This window comes from Pseudomonas sp. M1 (assembly GCF_022760135.1).
GTDB classification, from domain to species: Bacteria; Pseudomonadota; Gammaproteobacteria; order Pseudomonadales; family Pseudomonadaceae; genus Pseudomonas; species Pseudomonas citronellolis.
The window spans coordinates 6,211,889-6,232,151 of sequence record NZ_CP094343.1 but is presented as its reverse complement, the minus strand read 5'-3'; the positions used below and the strand labels follow the sequence as shown (position 1 = coordinate 6,232,151).

Below are 20,263 nucleotides of genomic sequence, written 5' to 3'. Positions count from 1 at the left end.
CTCAGAACTCGGCGCGCAGCGCGTCGATGCGCGCGTCCTTCTCTTCCCACAGGCGCGACACCCAGGCCTGCACGTACTGGCGGAATTCCGCGTCGTTCTCGTAGTCGCCCTGCCACAGCGCGGGGTCGATGCCGTGGGTGCGGATGTCGACGATCACCCGCGGCACCCTGCCGCTGAGCAGGTCCCAGAAGCCCGGCTTGGGCCCCTTGGGGTAGACCACGGTGACGTCGAGCATGGCGTCCAGCTGCTCGCCCAGGGCGGCCAGCACGAAGGCCACGCCGCCGGCCTTGGGCTTGAGCAGGTTCTGGTAGGGCGACTGCTGCTGGGCCTGCTTGGCCGGGGTGAAGCGGGTGCCTTCCAGGTAGTTCACCACCGTCACCGGCATGCCCTTGAACTTCTCGCAGGCGGCCCGGGTGATCTCCAGGTCCTTGCCCTTGAGCTGCGGGTTCTTCTCCAGGAAGGCCTTGGAGTAGCGCTTCATGAAGGGGTAGTCCAGGGCCCAGAAGGCCAGGCCGAGGAAGGGCACCCAGATCAGCTCCTTCTTGAGGAAGAACTTGAAGTAGGGCGTCTTGCGGTTGAAGGCCTGGACCAGGGCCGGGATGTCGACCCAGGACTGGTGGTTGCTCACCACCAGGTAGGAGGTGTCGCGGCGCAGCTGGTCGCCGCCGCGGATGTCCCAGACGGTGGGCGTCATCAGGGCGAAGATGGCCTTGTCGATCTCCGCCCAGGTCTCGGCGATCCACATCACCCCGTTGGAGCAGGCGTCCTTCAGCGCCTTGCCCGGCAGCACCAGCTTGAGCAGGGCGATCAGCAGCATCGGGCCGATCAGGATCAGGGTGTTGAGCAGCAACAGGAGGCTGGTGAGGATTCCGGTCAGCGTGGCCCACATGGCGGTGCGATTCCTTGTTCCGGTTGGCGCGGCCATGATACGCAGGCGGCGCGGCCAGCCCAAGCCACCCCCTCCCGCGACGTGCGCCGGCGCACTATGCTCAGAAGAACCGACCCGATGATTGCCTGCCATGCCTGACTCCTTCTATGTGCGCCTGCCGGTCAAGGACGTGACCCTCGGTATGTACGTCCACGAGCTGTGCGGCTCCTGGATGGAGCACCCGTTCTGGCGCCGGCGCTTTTTGCTGGAAGACCCCGAGGACCTCAAGCGCCTGCGCGAGAGCGGCGTGCACGAAGTGCTGATCGACCCGGCCAAGGGCCTCGCGCCCCGCCCAGCGCTGGCCCCCGGCGAGCCCGCCGCACCGCCGCCGGCCTCGCCCGAGGAGGCGCCGGAGAAGCCCTGGCGCGCCATGGAAGACGAGCTGCGCGCGGCGCACCGGCTGTGCGTGCAGTCCAAGCGCGCGGTCATGGCGATGTTCCAGGACGCGCGCATGGGCAAGGCGGTGAACGGCGAGCACGCCCAGGAACTGGTGGAGGAAATCGCCGCCTCGGTGCAGCGCCATCCCAATGCGCTGATCAGCCTGGTGCGGCTGAAGAACGCCGACGAATACACCTACCTGCACTCGGTGGCGGTGTGCGCGCTGATGATCGCCCTGGCGCGCCAGCTCGGCCTGGACGAGGCGCTGGTGCGCGAGGCGGGCGCGGCCGGGCTGCTGCACGACATCGGCAAGATGCACGTGCCCATGGAACTGCTGAACAAGCCGGGGCGCCTGGACGAGCAGGAGTTCGCCCGGGTCCGCGAGCACCCGCAGCGCGGCCTGGACATCCTCATTCAGGGCCGCCAGGTCGGCGCCCTGGTGCTGGACGTGTGCCTGCACCACCACGAGAAGCTCGACGGCAGCGGCTACCCGCACCGCCTGGCCGGCGAGCAGATCAGCCTGTTCGCGCGCATGGGCGCGGTCTGCGACATCTACGACGCCATCACCTCCGACCGCCCCTACAAGGCCGGCTGGGACCCCGCCGAGTCGATCCGGCGCATGGGCCAGTGGTGCGGCACGCACCTGGACGAGCAGGTGTTCCGCGCCTTCGTCAAATGCCTGGGCATCTACCCGGTGGGCTCGCTGGTGCGCCTGGAGAGCGAGCGCCTGGCGGTGGTGCTGGAGCAGCATCCCGAGGCGTTGCTCACCCCGGTGCTCAAGGTGTTCTATTCGATCCGTACGCGCGCGGCGATTCCCCAGCAGGTGCTCGATCTGGCCAGGCTCAAGGGCCGCGAGCGCATCGTCGGCCGCGAGTCGCCGGCGCAGTGGGGCTTCCGCAACCTGGAGACGCTGTGGAGCGGCCTGGACCGCCGCCGCGGCTCGCTGTTCGACGCCTGACAGCGGCCGCTGGCGAACCCCGGGCCGGCGTGGTAGTCCTATGCGCCATGCATCCCGAACTACCCTGGAGATTCCCGTGAAACCCGTTCTCGCCCTGCTTTCGCTGCTCGTCCTGCCCGGCCTGGCCCTCGCCGCCGAGCCCAAGCTCTACGGGCGCTACGAATGGGTCGGCCTGCCCGAGCTGGATCAGACGCTGCAGGCCAAGATGGACACCGGCGCCTACACCTCGTCGCTGTCGGCCAAGGACATCCAGCTGTTCCAGCGCGACGGCGACCAGTGGGTGCGCTTCCGCCTGGCCACCAAGGACGGCGGCGACTCGCAGTACGAGCACAAGCTGGCGCGCATCTCCAAGATCAAGAATCGCGCCGACGGCCGCGAGGAAGACGACGAGGAGGAGAACCCGGTGGCCCTCAGCGAGCGCCCGGTGATCCTGCTGCCGGTGTGCCTGGGCGGCGACCAGCAGGTGATCGAGGTCAACCTCGTCGACCGCAGCCACTTCAACTACCCCTTCCTGATGGGCGCCAAGGGCCTGCGCAAGTTCCACGTGGCAATTGACGCCAGCGAGCACTTCGCCGCCGGCAAGCCCAACTGCTCGGGCAGCCGCGAAGCCGATTGACGGGGCGCGGGCCTTGCGGCTTGATGGAAGGCCCGCCACACCGCGCACGGAAGCCATGCCGCACATCCTCATCGTCGAAGACGAAGCCGCCATCGCCGATACCCTGCTCTATGCCCTGCAGGCCGAAGGCTTCGCCACCACCTGGCTGAGCCTGGCCGGCGAGGCCCTGCAGCGCCTGCGCGAGGAGGCCTTCGACCTGGTCGTCCTCGACGTCGGCCTGCCCGACATCAGCGGCTTCGAGGCCTGCCGCCAACTGCGCCGCTTCTCCGAGGTGCCGGTGATCTTCCTCACCGCCCGCGACGCCGAGATCGACCGCGTGGTGGGCCTGGAGATCGGCGCCGACGACTACGTGGTCAAGCCCTTCAGCCCGCGCGAGCTGGCCGCGCGGGTCAAGGCCATCCTCCGTCGCGGCCCGCCCCGCGCCAGCGCCGAGGCGGCCCCGGCCGGGCTCTTCCGGGTGGACGAGGAGCGCTTCCTGATCCACTACCGCGGCCAGGCGCTGAACCTCACCCTCCACGAATTCCGCCTGCTCCAGGCGCTGCTGGCGCGCCCGGGCCGGGTGTTCAGCCGCGAGCTGCTGCTGCAGGCCCTGGGCGTGGCGGCCCAGGCCGGCTACGAGCGCAACATCGACAGCCACATCAAGAGCCTGCGCGCCAAGCTGCGCCAGGTGGCCGCGGACGCCGAGCCGATCCAGACGCACCGCGGCCTGGGCTACAGCTACGCGGCGGAGAAGGCCTGATGCCGCTGGGCGTGCGGATCTTCCTGGCGTACTTCCTGTTCGTCGGGCTGACCGGCTACTTCGTGCTGAGCACGGTGATGGACGAGATCCGTCCCGGGGTGCGCCAGTCCACCGAGGAAACCCTGGTGGACACCGCGAACCTGCTGGCCGAGATCCTGCGCGACGACCTGAAGAACGGCACCCTGGTCCACAGCCAGTTGCCGGAACTGCTCAAGGCCTATGGCGCGCGCAGCCCGCAGGCGGACATCTGGGGCGTGCGCAAGAACGCGGTGAACCACCGCATCTACGTCACCGACGCCCGCGGCATCGTCCTGCTGGACTCGGCGGGCGAGGCGGTGGGCCAGGACTACTCGCGCTGGAACGACGTCTACCTGACCTTGCAGGGCAAGTACGGCGCGCGCTCCAGCCGCGAATCGGCGGACGACCCGGACTCCTCGGTGATGTACGTGGCGGCGCCGATCAAGGATGGCGAGAAGATCATCGGCGTGGTCTCCGTTTCCAAGCCCAACCGCACCCTGCAGCCCTACATCGAGCGTTCGCAACGGCGCCTGGCCTGGCTCGGCGGCGGCCTGATCGTGCTCGGCCTGCTGGTTGGCGGGCTGCTCTCCTGGTGGCTGAGCGGCGCCCTGCGCAAGCTTACCCGCTACGCCCAGGCGGTCAGCGAGGGCCGCCGCGCCGAACTGCCGCGCTACCGCGGTGGTGAAATGGCGCAACTGGCCGAGGCGGTGGAGCGCATGCGCGTACAACTGGAGGGCAAGGCCTACGTCGAGCGCTACGTGCATACCCTGACCCACGAGCTGAAAAGCCCGCTGGCGGCCATTCGTGGCGCCGCCGAACTGTTGGAAGGTGAGATGCCGGCGGAGCAGCGCAGGCGCTTCGTCGACAACATCGCCGGCGAGAGCCAGCGTTTGCAGCAACTGGTGGAGCGCCTGCTGAACCTGGCCCAGGTGGAGCAGCGGCAGGGGCTGGAGGACAGCGAGCCGGTGCCGCTGCGTGAGCTGGTGGCGGAGCTATTGCAGGCCAACCTGGCGCGGCTGGAAGGTTTGCGGGTGGAGAACGCGGTGCCGGCGGAGGCGGTGGTGACGGGGGAGCGTTTCCTGTTGCGCCAGGCGTTGGGCAACCTGTTGGACAATGCGCTGGATTTCACGCCGGTTGGTGGGGTGATTCGCTTCGGTGCGCTGCGCGAGGATGGGCGCTGGCGGCTGGGGGTGTTCAACGAGGGACCGGTGATTCCGGGCTATGCGCTGGACCGGCTGACGGAGCGGTTCTACTCCTTGCCGCGGCCGGGGACGGGGCGCAAGAGCACGGGGCTGGGGTTGAACTTCGTTGCCGAGGTGGCGGGGTTGCATGGTGGAAGGTTGGGCGTGGGGAATGTCGAGGGTGGGGTGGAGGCTTGGCTGGAGTTGCCGGGGGCTGACAAGGGAAGAGCCTGAGAGCCCCTCTCCCCAGCCCTCTCCCTGAAGGGAGAGGGGGCTTGTCCGTGCCGGCTGAAAGCAAGACTTCAGCCGGGCGTCACAGCATCCGGCGAACTCCAGAGCATCCAAGCACTCCGAACGGTCCCCTCTCCCTTCAGGGAGAGGGTTAGGGAGAGGGAAAGGCGCCCACCGACCACACCAAAGCAAGCCCCCACACAATCCCCACAAATTCCCCATCCCCCCACCACGAAGCCCCCACAGTACCGACCCAGACTCTCCACCACCCCAATCCCCCCGGAGAGTCCCCATGAACCGACCCCTGCTCTTCAAGCTCGGCGCCATCGCCGTGCTCATGCTCCTGCTACTGGTCCCCCTGCTGATGATCGACGGCCTGGTCGGCGAGCGGCAGGCCTACCGCGACGGCGTGCTGCAGGACATCGCCCGCAGCTCCGCTTACGCCCAGCGCCTGCGCGGGCCGCTGCTGGTGGTGCCCTACGTGCGTCAGGTGCTGGAGTGGGAGCGCGACGAACGCAGCGGCACCCGCGTGCAGGTGCAGCGGGAGAAGCGCGGGCGCCTGTACTTCCTGCCGGAGACCTTCCTGGTCGATGGCCAGATGACCACCGAGCTGCGCCACCGCGGCATCTACGAGGCGCGCCTGTTCCACCTGGAAAGCCGCGTCAGCGGCAGCTTCGTGGTACCGGCGCACTACGGCGTGGGCGACGACCTGGCCAGCTACCGCTTCGAGCAGCCGTTCCTGGCGGTGGGCATCAGCGACGTGCGCGGCATCCAGAACGCCCTCAAGCTGAGCCTCGACGGCCGCACCCTGGACTTCGCCCCCGGCAGCCGCTCGCAGCGCCTGGGCGAGGGCGTGCATGCGCCGCTGCCGCTGGAGGCCAGCGCCGCCGAGCAGCGCTTCGACTACGCCTTCGAGCTGGCCCTGCTGGGCAGCTCGCGGCTGGACATCACCCCGGTGGGCCGCGACAGCCAGGTCAGCCTCAAGGCCGACTGGCCGCACCCCAGCTTCGGCGGCGAGTTCCTGCCGGTGGAGCGCAGCATCGGCGCCGACGGCTTCAGCGCGCGCTGGCGCACCAGCTTCTTCGCCAGCAGCATGGAAGAGGTGCTGCAGAACTGCTTCGCCGGCAAGGGCTGCGACACCTTCGACTCGCGCGGTTTCGGCGTCAGCCTGGTGGACCCGGTGGACCAGTACCTCAAGGCCGACCGCGCGCTGAAGTACGCGCTGCTGTTCATCGGCCTGACCTTCGCCGGCTTCTTCCTCTTCGAGGTGCTCAAGGGCCTGGCCCTGCACCCGGTGCAATACGCCCTGGTCGGCCTGGCCCTGGCACTGTTCTACCTGTTGCTGCTGTCGCTGGCCGAGCACATCGGCTTCGAGCGCGCCTACCTGGCCTCCGCCGGCGCCTGCGTGGCGCTGATCGGCTTCTACCTGTGCACGGTGCTGCGCAGCGTGGTGCGCGGCTGTGCCTTCGGCGCCGGCCTGGCACTGCTCTACGCCATGTTCTACGGCCTGTTGCGGGCCGAGGACTATGCGCTGCTGATGGGCTCGCTGCTGCTGTTCGCGCTGCTCGCCGGGGTGATGGCGCTGACTCGCCGGCTGGACTGGTACGGCGTCGGCCGGAGTGCGGACGAGCCGAGCTTCTCCCTGGACGAAGTGAGCCACGAAGGCTGAAGGAGGCCGCCATGCACCTGCTGACGCGTTTCACCCTGTGCCTGGCCGGCGGCCTGCTGCTGAGCGTGATGGCCCTGCCGCTGCTGATGTTCGTCGGCCACTTCGAGCTGATCGCCTGGCTCGCCGCCAGCGGCAAGCCGCTGGCCTGGTTGGCGCTGCACCTGCCGCCGGCGGATTTCTGGGATGGCCTCACCGGCGCCCGGGACGCGGCGAACAACCCCCACGTGCGCTCCTTCCTGGAACTGTGCGCGGGCTTCGCCCAGCTCGGCCTGCTGCTGGCGCTGCCGCTGTACTACTGGGGCGCGCGGCGATGAGCGCCTGGCGCGGGTTGCGCGAGGAGCGCCAGGCCGGCCGGCGCTTGGCGCGGCAGATCGCGGTGCTGGTGCTGCGGGCGCGCAGGGGTGGGTTCGCGAGCAAGGCTGGACCCGCTCTTCGTAGGATGGGTTGAGCTTGCGAAACCCATGCGGTCTGGTGATGGGTATCGCTTCGCTCAACGCCATCCTACGAGGGGCTGCCGTAGGCTTTTCGTAGGGCGAATAACGCGCCAGCGTTATCCGCCGTCGACGCCGCGCCGCTCCATCAGACCGGCTGCGTGGCCTGCAGCGATGGGCGTTTGGCGGCCTCGGCGTACCAGGCCGCGAGCTTCGGGTACTGCTCGCGCCAGGCCCAGTCCGGGCGGCGGAAGTCGAGGTAGCCCAGGGCGCAGGCCAGGCCGATGGCGACTATGTCGAAGCGCTCGTTCAGCGCCGCGAAGGCCTCGCCCTCGAAGTGCGCCAGGGCGCGTTCGATCTTCTGCTGCTGGCCTTGCAGCCAGCCATCCCAGCGCTTCTCCTCGGGGCGCACGAAGGTTTCGTAGCGGCTGATCACGGCGGCGTCCATGATGGCGTCGGCCAGCGCGGCGAGGGTCAGGCGCTGCCAGCGCTGCGGGCCTTCGCGGGGGATCAGCGGTGCGCCGGCGTGCTGCTGGTCGAGGTATTCGACTATCACCCGGCTGTCGTACAGGGCCTGGCCGTCGGCCAGGCGCAGGCAGGGGATCTTGCCCGCCGGGTTGCAGGCGTTGACGCCGCTGTCCGGGCTCACCGGGCTGAGGTTGGCGGCCTGCAGGCGCACCTTGTCGAGCTGGCCGGTCTCGTGCAGCAGCACCATGACCTTGCGCACGAAGGGCGAGGCGGGGGCGTGGAACAGGGTGAGGGTGGGGCTCATGGCATCTCCTGGTTACTCGCGGATGACCAGCAGGCGGTCGCTGCCGGCGTCGGCACCCCAGACCTCGCCGGGGCGGCCGCTGAGCTGGCTGACGCGGGCCTCGGCCTGGTCGCTGGGGTAGGCGGTGAATTTCTCGCTCTGCGGGTCGAAGCGCAGCACGGCGTCGCCGCCCAGGTCGCTGAGCCACACGCGGTCCATGGCATCGACGTAGAGCGCGCCGGGCTGCGGGTGGTCGCCCGGCAGGCGCCAGCTCTTCCACTTGCCGTCGCTGGGGTCGAAGCGGCCGAGCCGTCCGCTGCCGGCCTCGCTCACCCACAGCCGGCCGATGGAGTCGGCGCCCAGTTGCTGCGGCCGGCCACCCTGTTCGGGCAGCGGGAAGCGGGTGACGGCCTGGCCGAGGGGGTCGATGCGGTTGATGCTGTCGTCGTCGGCGGAGGCGTACCAGACCTGGCCGTCGGGCGTTACCGCCAGGCCCTGGGCGCCCTTGCCGCCGGGCGTGGCCCAGACTTCGAGCTTGCGCGTGGCGGGGTCGATGCGGCCGTAGAAGCCCTTCGCGCCGGTGAACCAGATGTCGTGGTCGTCATCGAACACCAGGCTGTCCAGGCCGGCATCGGCGGCCTCCTTGGGCAGCGGCACGACTTCGCTGCCGAGGCGGTCCGGGTCGACGCGGACCAGGGCGTTGAGGCCGCTGTCGGCGATCCAGGCTTCGCCATCCGGGCCGGCCAGCACGGCGCGCGGCGCCGAGCCCTTGCCCAGGCTGACCTGCTCGTCCTGCCCGCTTTGCGGGTCGAAGCGGCCCAGCGAGCCGTTGCCCTCGGCGACATACCACAACCGGCCATCGTCGAGCATGGCCACGGCCTGGGGCGTGGCGCCCTTGGTCAGGGGGTAGTACTGCGGGTCGGCGGCGTGGGCGGCGCAACTCAGCAGAAGGCCGAGCAGGGCGGGCAGGAATCGCGGGCTTTGCGGCATTGGGGAGGCTCCCGGGCGTGGCCGTTGGAAGGCGCACTGTAGCGCGCCACGCGCCGGGAGGCGAACGGCGCGCGGGGAACGCGCCGGGGGAGGGACTTCAGCTGGCCGTCACCACTTGTAGGTCAGGCTAGCCACCACCTTGCGCTGGTCGCCGTAGTAGCAGTAGTAGCCATCGCAGGTGGAGATGTAGTCCTTGTTGAACAGGTTGCTGGCGTTGACCGCGACCGAGGCACCCTTGAGCGAGTTGTCCAGCTTGCCCAGGTCGTAGTGCACGGCGGCGTCGGACAGTGTGTAGGAGCCTGCGTAGCCGTCGAAGGTGTTGGCCTGGTCGCCGTAGGTGTCGCCCACGTAGCGGATGCCGTAGCCGACGCCGAAGCCATCCAGCGCGCCGGCGTGCCAGGTGTAGTCGGCCCACAGCGAGGCCTGGTTGCGCGGGATCAGTTGCAGGCGGTTGCCATCGTACTGGCCCTTGCGCACCTCGGTGTCGGTGTAGCTGTAGCTGCCGATCAGCTTGAGGTTCTCGGTGAGGTTGGAGTTGGCTTCCAGTTCCAGGCCGGTGACCTTGACCTCGCCGGTCTGGCTGGTCACCGAGACGCCGCCGACGTTGTCGGAGACGCTCACGTTCTTCTGCCGCAGGTCGTACACGGCGGCGGTCAGCAGGGTGTCGCTGCCGGGGGGCTGGTACTTAACGCCCAGCTCCCACTGCTTGCCCTCGGTGGGCTTGAAGGAGGAGGTGCTGGTGACGTCGGCGCCGCTGGAGGGCTGGAACGACTCCGCATACGACAGGTAGGGCGCCACGCCCGAGTCGAACACGTAGCTGATGGCGGCGTTGCCGCTGAACTTCTGGTCCGACTCGGAGTTGGTGGCGTTGCCGGCGTTGTGGAACTTGGTGCCGGTGTGTACCCAGTCCTGGCGGCCGCCGAGGGTCAGGCGCCAATGGTCGAGGGCGATCTGGTCCTGGATGTAGGCGCCGGTCTGGAAGGTCTTCTGGTCATAGTCGTAGAAGGCCGAGGAGCGCGGCGGGCGGACGATCGGCTGGCCGTAGACCGGGTTGATCACGTTGCTCGGCGGCACGCCGAAACCGAAGATCGACAGGTAGTTGGTGTTGCTGCGGTTGTGGTCCAGGCCCAGCAGCAGAGTGTGCTTGAGATCGCCGGTGGCGAAGTCGGCCTGGAAGTTGTTGTCCACCACGAACTGGGTGACGTCCTCTTCGGTCGAGGTGCTCATGCGGCTGATGGTGCCATCGTCGGTCACTACCGGCGGGCTGCCGGCATAGAGGGTGGTCGGGGTGATGGCGTCGAACGACAGGTCGTTCTTCATGTAGCGCAGGTTCTGGCGGAACTGCCAGACGTCGTTCAGGCGGTGCTCGAAGCTGTAGCCCAGCCAGTAGGTGGTGCGGTCGTAGTGTTCCCAGTCCGGATCGCCCAGGTTCTTGTGATGGGAGATGTCGCCGAAGGGGGCGTCGTACTTGGTGCCCTTGAGCGGCAGGAACTGGGTGGTGATGCCGGTATCGTCTCGGGTGAACTGGCTGAGGAAGGTCAGCTTGGTGTCGTCGTCGATGTTCCAGGTAAGGCTGGGGGCGATGTTGTAGCGCTTGTCCGGGATGTGGTCGACCTGGGTGTTGCTGTCGCGCACCACGCCGCTGACGCGGTACAGCAGCTTGCCCTGGTCATCCAGCGGGCCGGTGCTGTCGAAGTTGATCTGCTTGTGGTTGTAGTTGCCCACCTGCAGCTGCACGGCATTGGCCTGCTCGGCCTGCGGGCGCAGGCTGACCATGTCCAGCAGACCGCCGGGCGGCGTCTGGCCGTACACGGAAGAGGCCGGGCCACGCAGCACGGCGACGCGCTCCAGGTCCCAGGTATCGAGCTTCGGGTTGGCGTAGACGCCGGTGGCCATGGGCAGGCCGTCGAGGAACTGGGTGGGCTTGAAGCCGCGCACGCGCAGCCAGTCGGAACGGGTGTCGCTGCCATAGCTGCCGGCCACCGTGCCAGGCATGTAGCGCACGGCATCGTCGAGGTTCAGCGCTGCGCGGTCCTGCATCTGCTCGCGGGTGGCCACGGAAATCGACTTGGGCGTTTCGAGGATCGAGCTATCGGTCTTGGTGCCGGTCATGGTGCGAGTGGCGACGTAGCCGACGGTCGGCCCTTCGGGGTCTTCCTGGGAAGCGCTCACGGTGGTGGCGCCCATGGCCAGGGTGTCCTTGGGCAGCGGGCGCACGCTGTAGCTGCCGGACGCGTTCTCCACCAGCTCCAGGCCGGTGCCTTCCAGCGCCTGGCGCAGCGCGCCGAGGCCGTCGAAGCGGCCCTGCACGGCATGGGCGCTGCGGCCGTTGGCCAGGGCCGGGTCGATGCTCAGGCTGATGCCGGCTTGCGCGGCAATGCGGTTGAGGGTGCTGGCCAGCGGGGCGGCGGGCAACTGGTAGTCGCGCATGGCATCGGCTGCGACGCAAGCCAGCGGGCTGGCGAGAAGGATGGCGGCGGCCAGCAGGTGCGGGCGGAAGGCCATGGTGGGGGACGGCATCGGGGATTCACTCCTGGGTGCGAATATGTCTCGTTCGCCTCATTGCCGGACGACAATCGGAAAGTGATAGGGCTGTGCGGAAAAAAATTTCGCGGGGCCTGTTTCCGGACCGCCCGGCCGCGCGTAGGGGCGGATTCCATCCGCGATCCGGCTACCAGGCCGGCGCCATGCCTTGTAGCGGCATGGCAGGAGAAACACGAACGTAGGATGGGTGGAGCGAAGCGATACCCATCGCCATGGCCGCATGGGTTTCGCCAAGGCTCAACCCATCCTACGAAGAGCGTTTCGCGCGGCCGGCAAGGGGCTCAGCCCCGCGGTACCACCTTCGTCCACCAACCGCCGTGCCGCTCGATGCGCACCGGCAGGCTCGGCGGCAGCGAGTCCAGGGCCAGGTCGGTGTCGCGCAGGGAGAAGCTGCCGCTGATGCGCAGGTCGGCCAGCGCCGGGTCCAGGCCCAGGTAGCCGCTGCGGTACTGGCCGAGTTTCTCCAGCAGGTCGGCCAGCCGCATGTTGTCGGCCACCAGCATGCCGTGGGTCCAGGCGTCGGCGGTGGCGCTGTTGGCCTCCAGCGGGCCCAGGCCGTCGGCGCGCAGCAGCACGTGGCGGCCCTGGGGCACGACGGTTTCGTCGCGGCCCCGCTCGGGCCTGGCCGCCACCGCCGACTGCAGCACGCTGAGCAGGGTGCCGTCGGCCTGGCGTTCCACCAGGAAGCGGGTGCCCAGGGCGCGCAGGCGGCCGTCGCGGGTTTCGACGATGAACGGGCGGCTGTCGCCATGGGCGGTCTGCACCATGATTTCGCCGCTGAGCAGGACGATGCGCCGCTCGCTGGCGTCGAAACGGATGTCCAGGGCGGTGCGGCTGTCCAGTTGCACCAGGGTGTCGTCGGGCAGGCGCAGTTCGCGTAGCTCGCCGGTGCCGGTGACCACGTCGGCCAGGGCGTAGCGCAGCGGCAGGTAGCGGTTGCCCACGCCCAGCGCCAGCACCCCGGCCAGCAGCAGCGACAAACCGGTGCCGGCCAGCCGGCGCAGCTTGCGCCGCGATTCGCCCGGCGCGCGCAGCAAGGCGCTGCGCGCCGCGGGGGCGGCGGCCGCGCTCAGGTTGCGGTCGAGCATGCCCAGCTGGCGCCAGGCGCGGGCGTGTTCGCTGTGGGCGGCGTGCCAGTGGGCGAAGGCGGCTTCGTCTTCGGCATGGGCCTCGCCCGAACCCAGGCGCAACTGCCAGGCGATGGCTTCGTCGAGGATGCGGACCGAGACCGGGCCCTTCATGTCGGCTCGCCGTACAGGGCGATGTAGCACTGGCGCAGGCCCTGGGCGATGTACTGGCGTACCCGCGGCACCGACACGCCCAGGCGCTCGGCGATCTCGGCGTGGCCCAGGCCGTCCAGGCGGTTGAGCAGGAAGGCGCTGCGCGCGCGGCTGGACAGCTTGCCCAGCAGGCGGTCGATCTCGCGCAGGTCGGCGAGGATGAGGAACTGGGTTTCCACCGAGGGCTGCTCGGCCTCGGGCAGCTGCAGCAGCTCGTCGAGGTAGGCCTGCTCCAGCGCCTGGCGGCGCCAGTGGTCGACCAGCAGGCCCTTGGCCACGGTCACCAGGAAGGCCCGCGGCTCGCGCAGGCTGGGCAGCTCGCGGCGGCCGAGGATGCGCACGAAGGTGTCCTGGCCGAGGTCCTCGGCGCGCTGCGGGCAGCCGACGCTGCGATTGAGCCAGGCGAGCAGCCAGTCGCGGTGGTCGCGGTAGAGCGCGCCTACGAATTCGCCATTGCCAGTCTGGACTGCCGACACCTTTGCTCCCCCACCCCGATTCGGAATGAACGACAAAACGATAACTATTCGCAAATGATCGCAAAGTGCAAGCAGCCTGCGCAATCGGCGCCTGTCGGTTTTCGGGAAAAAGGCGGGCCGGAAACGAAAAAACCGCCCCGAAGGGCGGTTTTTCAGCTTACGCAGGCGCGAATCAGAGGCCGTTTTTCGCCTTGAATTCGCGACGACGGCGGTGCAGCACCGGCTCGGTGTAGCCGTTGGGCTGTTTGGTGCCTTCGACCACCAGTTCCAGCGCAGCCTGGAAGGCCACGTTGTCGTCGAAGTTCGGCGCCATCGGGCGGTACAGCGGGTCGTTGGCGTTCTGCCGGTCGACCACCGCGGCCATGCGCTTGAGGCTCTCGACCACCTGCTCCTCGGTGATCACGCCGTGGCGCAGCCAGTTGGCCAGCAGCTGGCTGGAGATGCGCAGGGTGGCGCGGTCTTCCATCAGGCCGACGTCGTTGATATCCGGCACCTTGGAGCAGCCGACGCCCTGGTCGATCCAGCGCACCACGTAGCCGAGGATGCCCTGGGCGTTGTTGTCGATCTCGTTCTTGATCTCTTCCGCGCTCCAGTTGGTGTTGGGCGCCAGCGGAATGCTCAGGATGTCGTCGACCGAGGCCGGCGCGCGCTTGGCCAGTTCGGCCTGGCGGGCGAACACGTCGACCTTGTGGTAGTGCAGGGCGTGCAGGGTGGCGGCGGTGGGCGAGGGCACCCAGGCGGTGTTGGCGCCGGCCAGCGGATGGGCGATCTTCTGCTCGAGCATGGCGGCCATCAGGTCGGGCATGGCCCACATGCCCTTGCCGATCTGCGCCTTGCCCTGCAGGCCGGTGGCCAGGCCGACGTCGACGTTGTTGTTCTCGTAGGCGCCGATCCACTTCTCGGTCTTCATGGCGCCCTTGCGCACCACGGCGCCGGCTTCCATGGAGGTGTGGATTTCGTCGCCGGTGCGGTCGAGGAAGCCGGTGTTGATGAACACCACGCGCTCGCGGGCTTCCTTGATGCAGGCCTTGAGGTTGATGGTGGTGCGGCGTTCCTCGTCCATGATGCCGACCTTCAGGGTGTTGCGCGGCAGGCCCAGCACGTCTTCGACGCGGCCGAACAGCTCGTTGGTGAAGGCGACTTCTTCCGGGCCGTGCATCTTCGGCTTGACGATGTACACGCTGCCGGTGCGGGTGTTCTTGCGGGTGGTGTTGCCGTTGAGGTTGTGCACCGCGATCAGGCTGGTGAACAGGCCGTCCTGGATGCCCTCGGGCACCTCGTTGCCGTTCTTGTCGAGAATGGCGTCGTTGGTCATCAGGTGGCCGACGTTGCGCACGAACAGCAGGGAGCGGCCGTGCAGGGTTAGCTCGGAGCCGTCGGCCTTGGTGTAGACGCGGTCCGGGTTCATGGTGCGGGTGAAGGTGGTGCCGCCCTTGCTGACTTCTTCGGCAAGGTCGCCCTTCATCAGGCCCAGCCAGTTGCGGTAGATGACCACCTTGTCGTCGGCGTCGACCGCGGCGACCGAGTCTTCGCAGTCCATGATGGTGGTCAGTGCGGCCTCCATCAGCACGTCCTTCACGCCGGCGGCGTCGGTCTGGCCGATGGGGCTGGCGGGGTCGATCTGGATCTCGAAGTGCAGGCCGTTGTGCTTGAGCAGCACGGCTTGCGGCTTGGCCGCCTCGCCCTGGAAGGCGATGAACTGGGCGGCGTTCTTCAGGCCGCTCCGGCTGCCGTTCTTCAGGGCGACGACCAGCGCGCCGTTGTTCACGCTGTAGGCGGTGGCGTCGACGTGGCTGCCGGATTCCAGCGGCGCGGCTTCGTCGAGGAAGGCGCGGGCGAAGGCGATGACCTTGTCGCCGCGGACCTTGTTGTAGCCCTTGCCCTTCTCGGCACCGTTCTCTTCGCTGATGGCGTCGGTGCCGTACAGCGCGTCGTACAGCGAGCCCCAGCGGGCGTTGGAGGCGTTCAGGGCGAAGCGCGCGTTCATCACCGGCACCACCAGCTGCGGGCCGGCCATGTGGGCGATTTCCTCGTCGACGTTCTGGGTGCTGGCCTGGAAGTCTTCGGCTTCGGGCAGCAGGTAGCCGATCTCCTGCAGGAAGGCCTTGTAGGCCGCGGCGTCATGGGCCTGGCCGGCGCGGGCCTGGTGCCAGCCATCGATCTTGGCCTGCAGCTCGTCGCGCTTGGCGAGCAGGGCCTTGTTCTTCGGGGCCAGGTCGTTGACCACGGCCTCCACGCCTGCCCAGAACTTGCCGGCGTCTATGCCGGTACCGGGGATGGCTTCGTCGTTGACGAAGTCGAACAGGACTTTGGCGACCTGCAGGCCACCGACTTGAACGCGTTCAGTCATTGCTTGCCTCACTCTGCTCAGGACCAGCTCGGAACCCAGGCAAGACGCCTTGTAGTCCGAGCCGCGGAATACTACATGATGCCGTGGGAAAAATCAGTGGGCTTGCGTCGCGGTTAGACCAAAGAACGCATCTCAGTCACGTAGCAGCAATAATGTTCGCAAAAAACTGGTGGATTGTTCCAGATAAATCTGAAAACAGTACACGATTTATTCGGCGAGGAACCTGCGACGCCCCGTCGCAGCTGGCTCCGTGCCGCGGCCTATACTCAGGCTTCACCCTCGGAGGATCACCATGCCCATCGCCCGCGCCACCCTTGCCGACCTCGACGACCTGGTTCCGCTGTTCGCCGGCTACCTGGACTTCTACGAAGTGCCGGCGCCCCCGGCGGACATCCGCGACTTCCTCGGCCAGCGCCTGGAGCGCCACGAGTCGGTGGTCTACCTGGCGCGCAGCATCGACGGCGTGGGCCTGGGCTTCGTCCAGTTGTACCCCTTCTTCGCCTCCCTGGCACTACGCCCGGCCTGGCTGCTCAGCGACCTCTACGTGATCCCCGCGGCGCGCCGCGACGGCTATGGCGAGGCGCTGATGAACGCCGCCCGCGCCCACGCCGAGGCCAGCGGCGCCTGCGGCCTGCAGCTGGAAACGGCGAAGGACAACCGCAACGCCCAGGGCCTGTACGAGCGCCTGGGCTACCAGCGTGACGAACGTTTCTACACCTACTGGCTGGACCTGGGCCAGGCCCGGGGCTGACGCATCGACGCAGGAGGCTGCCATGAATCATCTCGTGCTCACCATCATCGCCCAGGATCAGCCGGGGCTGGTGGAACGCATCGCCCAATGCATCGCCGGCCACGGCGGCAACTGGCTGGAGAGCCGCATGTCGCGCATGGCCGGGCAGTTCGCCGGGATCCTGCGGGTGGCGGTGCCGGCCGAAGGCTACGACGAACTGGTGGAAGGTCTGCAGGAACTGGGCGAGCACGGCATCCGCGTGCTGCTGGCCGACAGCGGCATCGAGCCTTCCTGCAACTGGAAGCCGATCCACCTCGACCTGGTGGGCAACGACCGCCCGGGCATCGTCCGCGACATCACCCGCCTGCTGGCCGAGCACGGCGTCAACCTGGAGCGGCTGACCACCGAGGTGCTGCCGGCGCCCATGAGCGGTGAGCCGCTGTTCCACGCCGACGCGGTATTGGCGGTGCCGCTGACGTTGCCGCTGGAGCAGTTGCAGCAGCACCTGGAGGCCCTGGCCGACGACCTCATGGTGGATCTGAATTTCCACAAGGAGGACTGATGGACAGGTGAAAGGCCTCCGTCCTGTGCATAAGTCTGTTGAGGAAATGTGTGTCAAGCGCTGAATGCCCCGCAGAGTGGGGCTTCAAGCGCAGCCGATCGTTGTGAACAGAACGCCAGGGGTTGCCCACAATCGCCGTGGGTTGTCCTGTTGGTTGGCTGTGGATGGATGGCTACACATCAGGCCAAACGTGGCCTGTGGCGGATCGCTCAGAAAATGATCCGTGCCCGGGGCACTCGCTGGCGGGGGCGGCTTATCCACGTCTTTGCACAGAAACCGTGGGTCGCGCTGTGGGCAACTGTTGTATGCCTGGCTACAGGCCGCGTGGAATCCGGGCTTGGAGGAAGTGATCAAAAATGCGCCAGGGCCGTCGAAGCCCTGCACAGAAACCCGGGAAAGCCCTGTGGAAAACCCCTGGGTAGATCGCCAGGGGCCTTTATCGACGAGCCTTGCGGGAATTTGTACGAGTTCTGAACAGCCATTCTCGCCGCCGTCAGGGTGTTCCGATTGTGTGGCGGCGCTATGGGGTTATCCCCGGCAGCGCTGGATGAAGCTGTGGAAAAGTTCCGGATGCCTTGCTGCAGGCCCCGCCAGGCGGGGCCTGCAGCTTGTCGCTCAGGAAATGATCAGGCGCGCCGCAGGCGGTACCAGATGTCCACGCTGTACACCACCAGCGCCAGCCAGATGCAGCCGAAGGCCACCAGGCGGGTGGAGTCCAGGTGTTCGCCGAACAGCAGGACGGCCTGCAGCAGCACCAGGGTCGGCGCGATGTACTGCAGGAAGCCCAGTGTCGCGTAGGGCAGGTGGCGCGCCGCGGCGTTGAAGCACACCAGCGGCACCAGGGTGATGGGGCCGGCGGCGGCCAGCCAGAGCGCCTGCGGGGTGGTCCAGAAGGCCAGGTGGGCGCTGGGGCCGTCGGCGAACAGCAGCAGCCAGCCCAGGGCCAGCGGCAGCAGCATCCAGGTTTCCACCACCAGGCCGGGCAGGGCGTCCACCGGCGCCTGCTTGCGGATCAGCCCGTAGAAGCCGAAGGTCAGCGCCAGCACCAGCGACACCCAGGGCAGGCTGCCCAGCTGCCAGACCTGCTGGGCCACGCCCAGCGCCGCCAGGCCCACGGCCACCCATTGCAGCGGGCGCAGGCGCTCGCGCAGCACCACCAGGCCGAGCAGCACGTTGATCAGCGGGTTGATGTAGTAGCCCAGGCTGGCTTCGAGCATGTGCCCGTTGTTCACCGCCCAGACGTAGACCAGCCAGTTGCTGGCGATCAGCACCCCGCTGGCGCCGAGAACGGCCAGGCGCCGCGGGTTGTCCAGCAGCTCGCGCCACCAGCCGGGGTGCTTCCACACCAGCAGCAGGGCGGCGCCGAACAGCGCCGACCAGATGGCCCGGTGGGTGATGATTTCCAGGGCGGGAATGCTTTCCAGCAGTTTGAAGTAGACCGGGAAGAGTCCCCAGATGACATAGGCGGTCAGGCCCAGGGCATAGCCCCGGCGGGGATTGGCGGTGGCCATCGGACGTCCTTGCGGCAGAAGAAAAGAGTGGCCGCGCCATTCTAGGGGGCGCGGCCGATGTTGTCTGTGCGTTCAGTTTCCGCCGGGCGTAACGGTGGACGTTACGCCACGGCCAAACCGCGGGAACCTAGAAAACAACGTAAGCGGGCCCTGCCCGCGATTTCGCGCGCAGGGCGCGCTCCTACAGGGGAATGGCATCGGCGCTCGGGCTTTCCCCTCACCCCAGCCCTCTCCCGGAGGGAGAGGGAGCCAGTCCGTGCCGGGAGGAGGCCTGGTTTCAGCCGGCGGTCCCTGTGCCAGCCGGCTGACGCCGAAACACCCGTGTACTCCGAACGGTCCCTCTCCCGGAGGGAGAGGGAGCCAGTCCGTGCCGGGAGGAGGCCTGGTTTCAGCCGGCGATCCCTGTGCCAGCCGGCTAACGCCGAAACACCCATGTACTCCGAACGGTTCCCTCTCCCGGAGGGAGAGGGAGCTAGTCCGTGCCGAGAGGGGGCCAGTCCGTGCCGGGAGGAGGCCTGGTTTCAGCCGGCGATCCCTGTGCCAGCCGGCTAACGCCGAAACACCCATGTACTCCGAACGGACCCCTCTCCCGGAGGGAGAGGGAGCCAGTCCGTGCCGGGAGGAGGCCTGGTTTCAGCCGGCGATCCCTGTGCCAGCCGGCTAACGCCGAAATACCCATGTATTCCGAACGGTCCCCTCTCCCTCCGGGAGAGGGTTAGGGTGAGGGGGCCGCAGGCCTGCTCGCTCGATTCCGTGCCCCTATGCGCTCCGTGAGGCACGGCGTTTCCCCCGCACAAACGGGCCCGCGAATCGCGCGCAGGGCGCGCGATGGGATGGCTCAGAACAACCGCAGCGGCTCCTCGTCCAGCGCCGCCAGTTGCTCGCGCAGCACCAGCACCTGCTCGCCCCAGTAGCGCTCGCTGCCGAACCAGGGGAAGCTCGGCGGGAATGCCGGGTCGTCCCAGCGCCGCGCCAGCCAGGCGCTGTAGTGCATCAGGCGCAGGGCGCGCAGGCCCTCGATCAGCGGCAGTTCGCGCGGGTCGAAGTCGTGGAACTCCTGGTAGCCGTCGATAAGCTCGGAGAGCTGCAGCAGGCGCTCCTGGCGCTCGCCGGCCAGCATCATCCACAGGTCCTGTACCGCCGGGCCCATGCGGCAGTCGTCGAGGTCGACCATGTGGTAGACCTCGTCGCGGCACAGCAGGTTGCCCGGGTGCAGGTCGCCGTGCAGGCGGATGGAGGTGTAGCGGTTGTCGGCGAACAGGGCGTCCAGGCGCTTGAGCAGGTCGCGGGCCACCGATTCGTAGGCCGGCAACAGGCTCTTGGGCACGAAGTTGCCTTCCAGCAGGGTGGCCAGGGACTCATGGCCGAAGTTATCCACAGTCAGCTGCTCGCGGTGCTGGAAGGGGCGGACGGCGCCCACCGCGTGCAGGCGGCCGAGCAGCTGGCCGAGGCGATACAACTGATCCAGGTTGCCCGGTTCCGGCGCGCGGCCGCCGCGGCGCGGGAACAGGGCGAAGCGGAAGCCGGCGAACTCGAACAGGCTTTCGCCGTCGCGTACCAGCGGCGCCACCACCGGCACCTCGCATTCGGCCAGCTCGGCGGAGAAGGCGTGTTCCTCGCGGATGGCCGCGTCGCTCCAGCGTCCGGGGCGGTAGAACTTGGCCACCAGCGGCTCGCTGTCCTCGATGCCCACCTGGTAGACGCGGTTCTCGTAGCTGTTGAGCGCCAGCACCCGGGCGTCGCTGAGGTAGCCCAGGCTTTCCACCGCGTCGAGGACCAGGTCGGGCGTAAGGGCGGAGAAGGGATGGGACATGGCTGCGATCCAGGGCAGTGAACAGGCCCCTAGTCTACGCACACCGCCACGGGATTGCTGGCCCCTGCGCCATTACGCCTGGGGGAGGCTCTGGCGAAACCCATGGG

General features: G+C 68.3%; 17 protein-coding genes. 8 read left to right on the top strand and 9 right to left on the bottom strand.

Going from position 1 to position 20,263, the window contains the following annotated elements:
* Position 1: 1 nt before the first annotated feature.
* Positions 2–889: an acyltransferase gene (locus tag PM1_RS27715; RefSeq protein WP_009615456.1), complete on the bottom strand. Its 888-nt coding sequence runs from the start codon at positions 887–889 to the stop codon at positions 2–4.
* Between the two features lie 130 nt (positions 890–1,019).
* Between PM1_RS27715 and PM1_RS27710 the strand changes: the two genes are divergently transcribed.
* The 6 genes from PM1_RS27710 (at position 1,020) to PM1_RS27685 (ending at position 7,032) form a co-directional block, all read left to right on the top strand.
* Positions 1,020–2,264, top strand: coding sequence for an HD-GYP domain-containing protein (locus PM1_RS27710; RefSeq protein WP_009615457.1), 1,245 nt, complete (start codon positions 1,020–1,022; stop codon positions 2,262–2,264).
* Between the two features lie 76 nt (positions 2,265–2,340).
* Positions 2,341–2,880: a retropepsin-like aspartic peptidase RloA2 gene (rloA2, locus tag PM1_RS27705; RefSeq protein WP_009615458.1), complete on the top strand. Its 540-nt coding sequence runs from the start codon at positions 2,341–2,343 to the stop codon at positions 2,878–2,880.
* 55 nt (positions 2,881–2,935) lie between these two features.
* Complete coding sequence (gene creB / locus PM1_RS27700; RefSeq protein WP_009615459.1) at positions 2,936–3,619, top strand: two-component system response regulator CreB; 684 nt, start codon at positions 2,936–2,938, stop codon at positions 3,617–3,619.
* Complete coding sequence (gene creC, locus PM1_RS27695) at positions 3,619–5,052, top strand: two-component system sensor histidine kinase CreC (RefSeq protein WP_009615460.1); 1,434 nt, start codon at positions 3,619–3,621, stop codon at positions 5,050–5,052. The genes creB and creC overlap by 1 nt, the downstream gene beginning before the upstream one ends.
* A gap of 289 nt (positions 5,053–5,341) precedes the next feature.
* Positions 5,342–6,718 carry a cell envelope integrity protein CreD gene (creD, locus tag PM1_RS27690; RefSeq protein ID WP_009615461.1) on the top strand — a complete coding sequence of 459 codons (1,377 nt, stop codon included), beginning with the start codon at positions 5,342–5,344 and terminating at the stop codon, positions 6,716–6,718.
* 11 nt (positions 6,719–6,729) lie between these two features.
* On the top strand, positions 6,730–7,032 hold the full coding sequence (locus tag PM1_RS27685) for a hypothetical protein (protein ID WP_009615462.1): 303 nt from the start codon (positions 6,730–6,732) through the stop codon (positions 7,030–7,032).
* Between the two features lie 265 nt (positions 7,033–7,297).
* Here the strand turns inward: PM1_RS27685 and PM1_RS27680 are convergent, their stop codons facing one another.
* The 6 genes from PM1_RS27680 to PM1_RS27655 all read right to left on the bottom strand — a co-directional run bounded on the left by PM1_RS27680 (position 7,298) and on the right by PM1_RS27655 (position 15,540).
* Positions 7,298–7,921 (bottom strand): glutathione S-transferase, encoded by a 624-nt coding sequence (locus PM1_RS27680; RefSeq protein WP_009615463.1) that lies wholly within the window; start codon positions 7,919–7,921, stop codon positions 7,298–7,300.
* A 12-nt stretch (positions 7,922–7,933) separates the two neighbouring features.
* Positions 7,934–8,890, bottom strand: a complete 957-nt coding sequence (locus tag PM1_RS27675; RefSeq protein ID WP_009615465.1) for a Vgb family protein — start codon at positions 8,888–8,890, stop codon at positions 7,934–7,936.
* A 108-nt stretch (positions 8,891–8,998) separates the two neighbouring features.
* Positions 8,999–11,410: a TonB-dependent siderophore receptor gene (locus PM1_RS27670; protein ID WP_009615468.1), complete on the bottom strand. Its 2,412-nt coding sequence runs from the start codon at positions 11,408–11,410 to the stop codon at positions 8,999–9,001.
* Between the two features lie 305 nt (positions 11,411–11,715).
* Entirely contained in the window at positions 11,716–12,675 is a 960-nt protein-coding gene (locus PM1_RS27665) for a FecR family protein (protein WP_009615469.1), read from the bottom strand.
* Positions 12,672–13,190 (bottom strand): RNA polymerase sigma factor, encoded by a 519-nt coding sequence (locus PM1_RS27660; RefSeq protein WP_009615470.1) that lies wholly within the window; start codon positions 13,188–13,190, stop codon positions 12,672–12,674. Before PM1_RS27660 ends, PM1_RS27665 begins: the two co-directional genes overlap by 4 nt.
* A gap of 172 nt (positions 13,191–13,362) precedes the next feature.
* Positions 13,363–15,540, bottom strand: a complete 2,178-nt coding sequence (locus PM1_RS27655; RefSeq protein ID WP_009615471.1) for a malate synthase G — start codon at positions 15,538–15,540, stop codon at positions 13,363–13,365.
* Between the two features lie 292 nt (positions 15,541–15,832).
* Here PM1_RS27655 and PM1_RS27650 point away from each other — a divergent pair, with 292 nt between their 5' ends.
* Positions 15,833–16,291: a GNAT family N-acetyltransferase gene (locus tag PM1_RS27650; RefSeq protein ID WP_009615473.1), complete on the top strand. Its 459-nt coding sequence runs from the start codon at positions 15,833–15,835 to the stop codon at positions 16,289–16,291.
* A gap of 22 nt (positions 16,292–16,313) precedes the next feature.
* Positions 16,314–16,832, top strand: coding sequence for a glycine cleavage system protein R (locus tag PM1_RS27645; protein ID WP_009615475.1), 519 nt, complete (start codon positions 16,314–16,316; stop codon positions 16,830–16,832).
* 626 nt (positions 16,833–17,458) lie between these two features.
* Here the strand turns inward: PM1_RS27645 and rarD are convergent.
* Together rarD and PM1_RS27635 are read right to left on the bottom strand one after the other, a co-directional pair.
* A complete protein-coding gene (gene rarD / locus PM1_RS27640; protein ID WP_009615478.1) occupies positions 17,459–18,343 on the bottom strand; it encodes an EamA family transporter RarD in 885 nt (294 codons plus the stop codon).
* Between the two features lie 838 nt (positions 18,344–19,181).
* Positions 19,182–20,156, bottom strand: coding sequence for a serine/threonine protein kinase (locus tag PM1_RS27635; protein WP_009615480.1), 975 nt, complete (start codon positions 20,154–20,156; stop codon positions 19,182–19,184).
* Between the last annotated feature and the right edge of the window lie 107 nt (positions 20,157–20,263).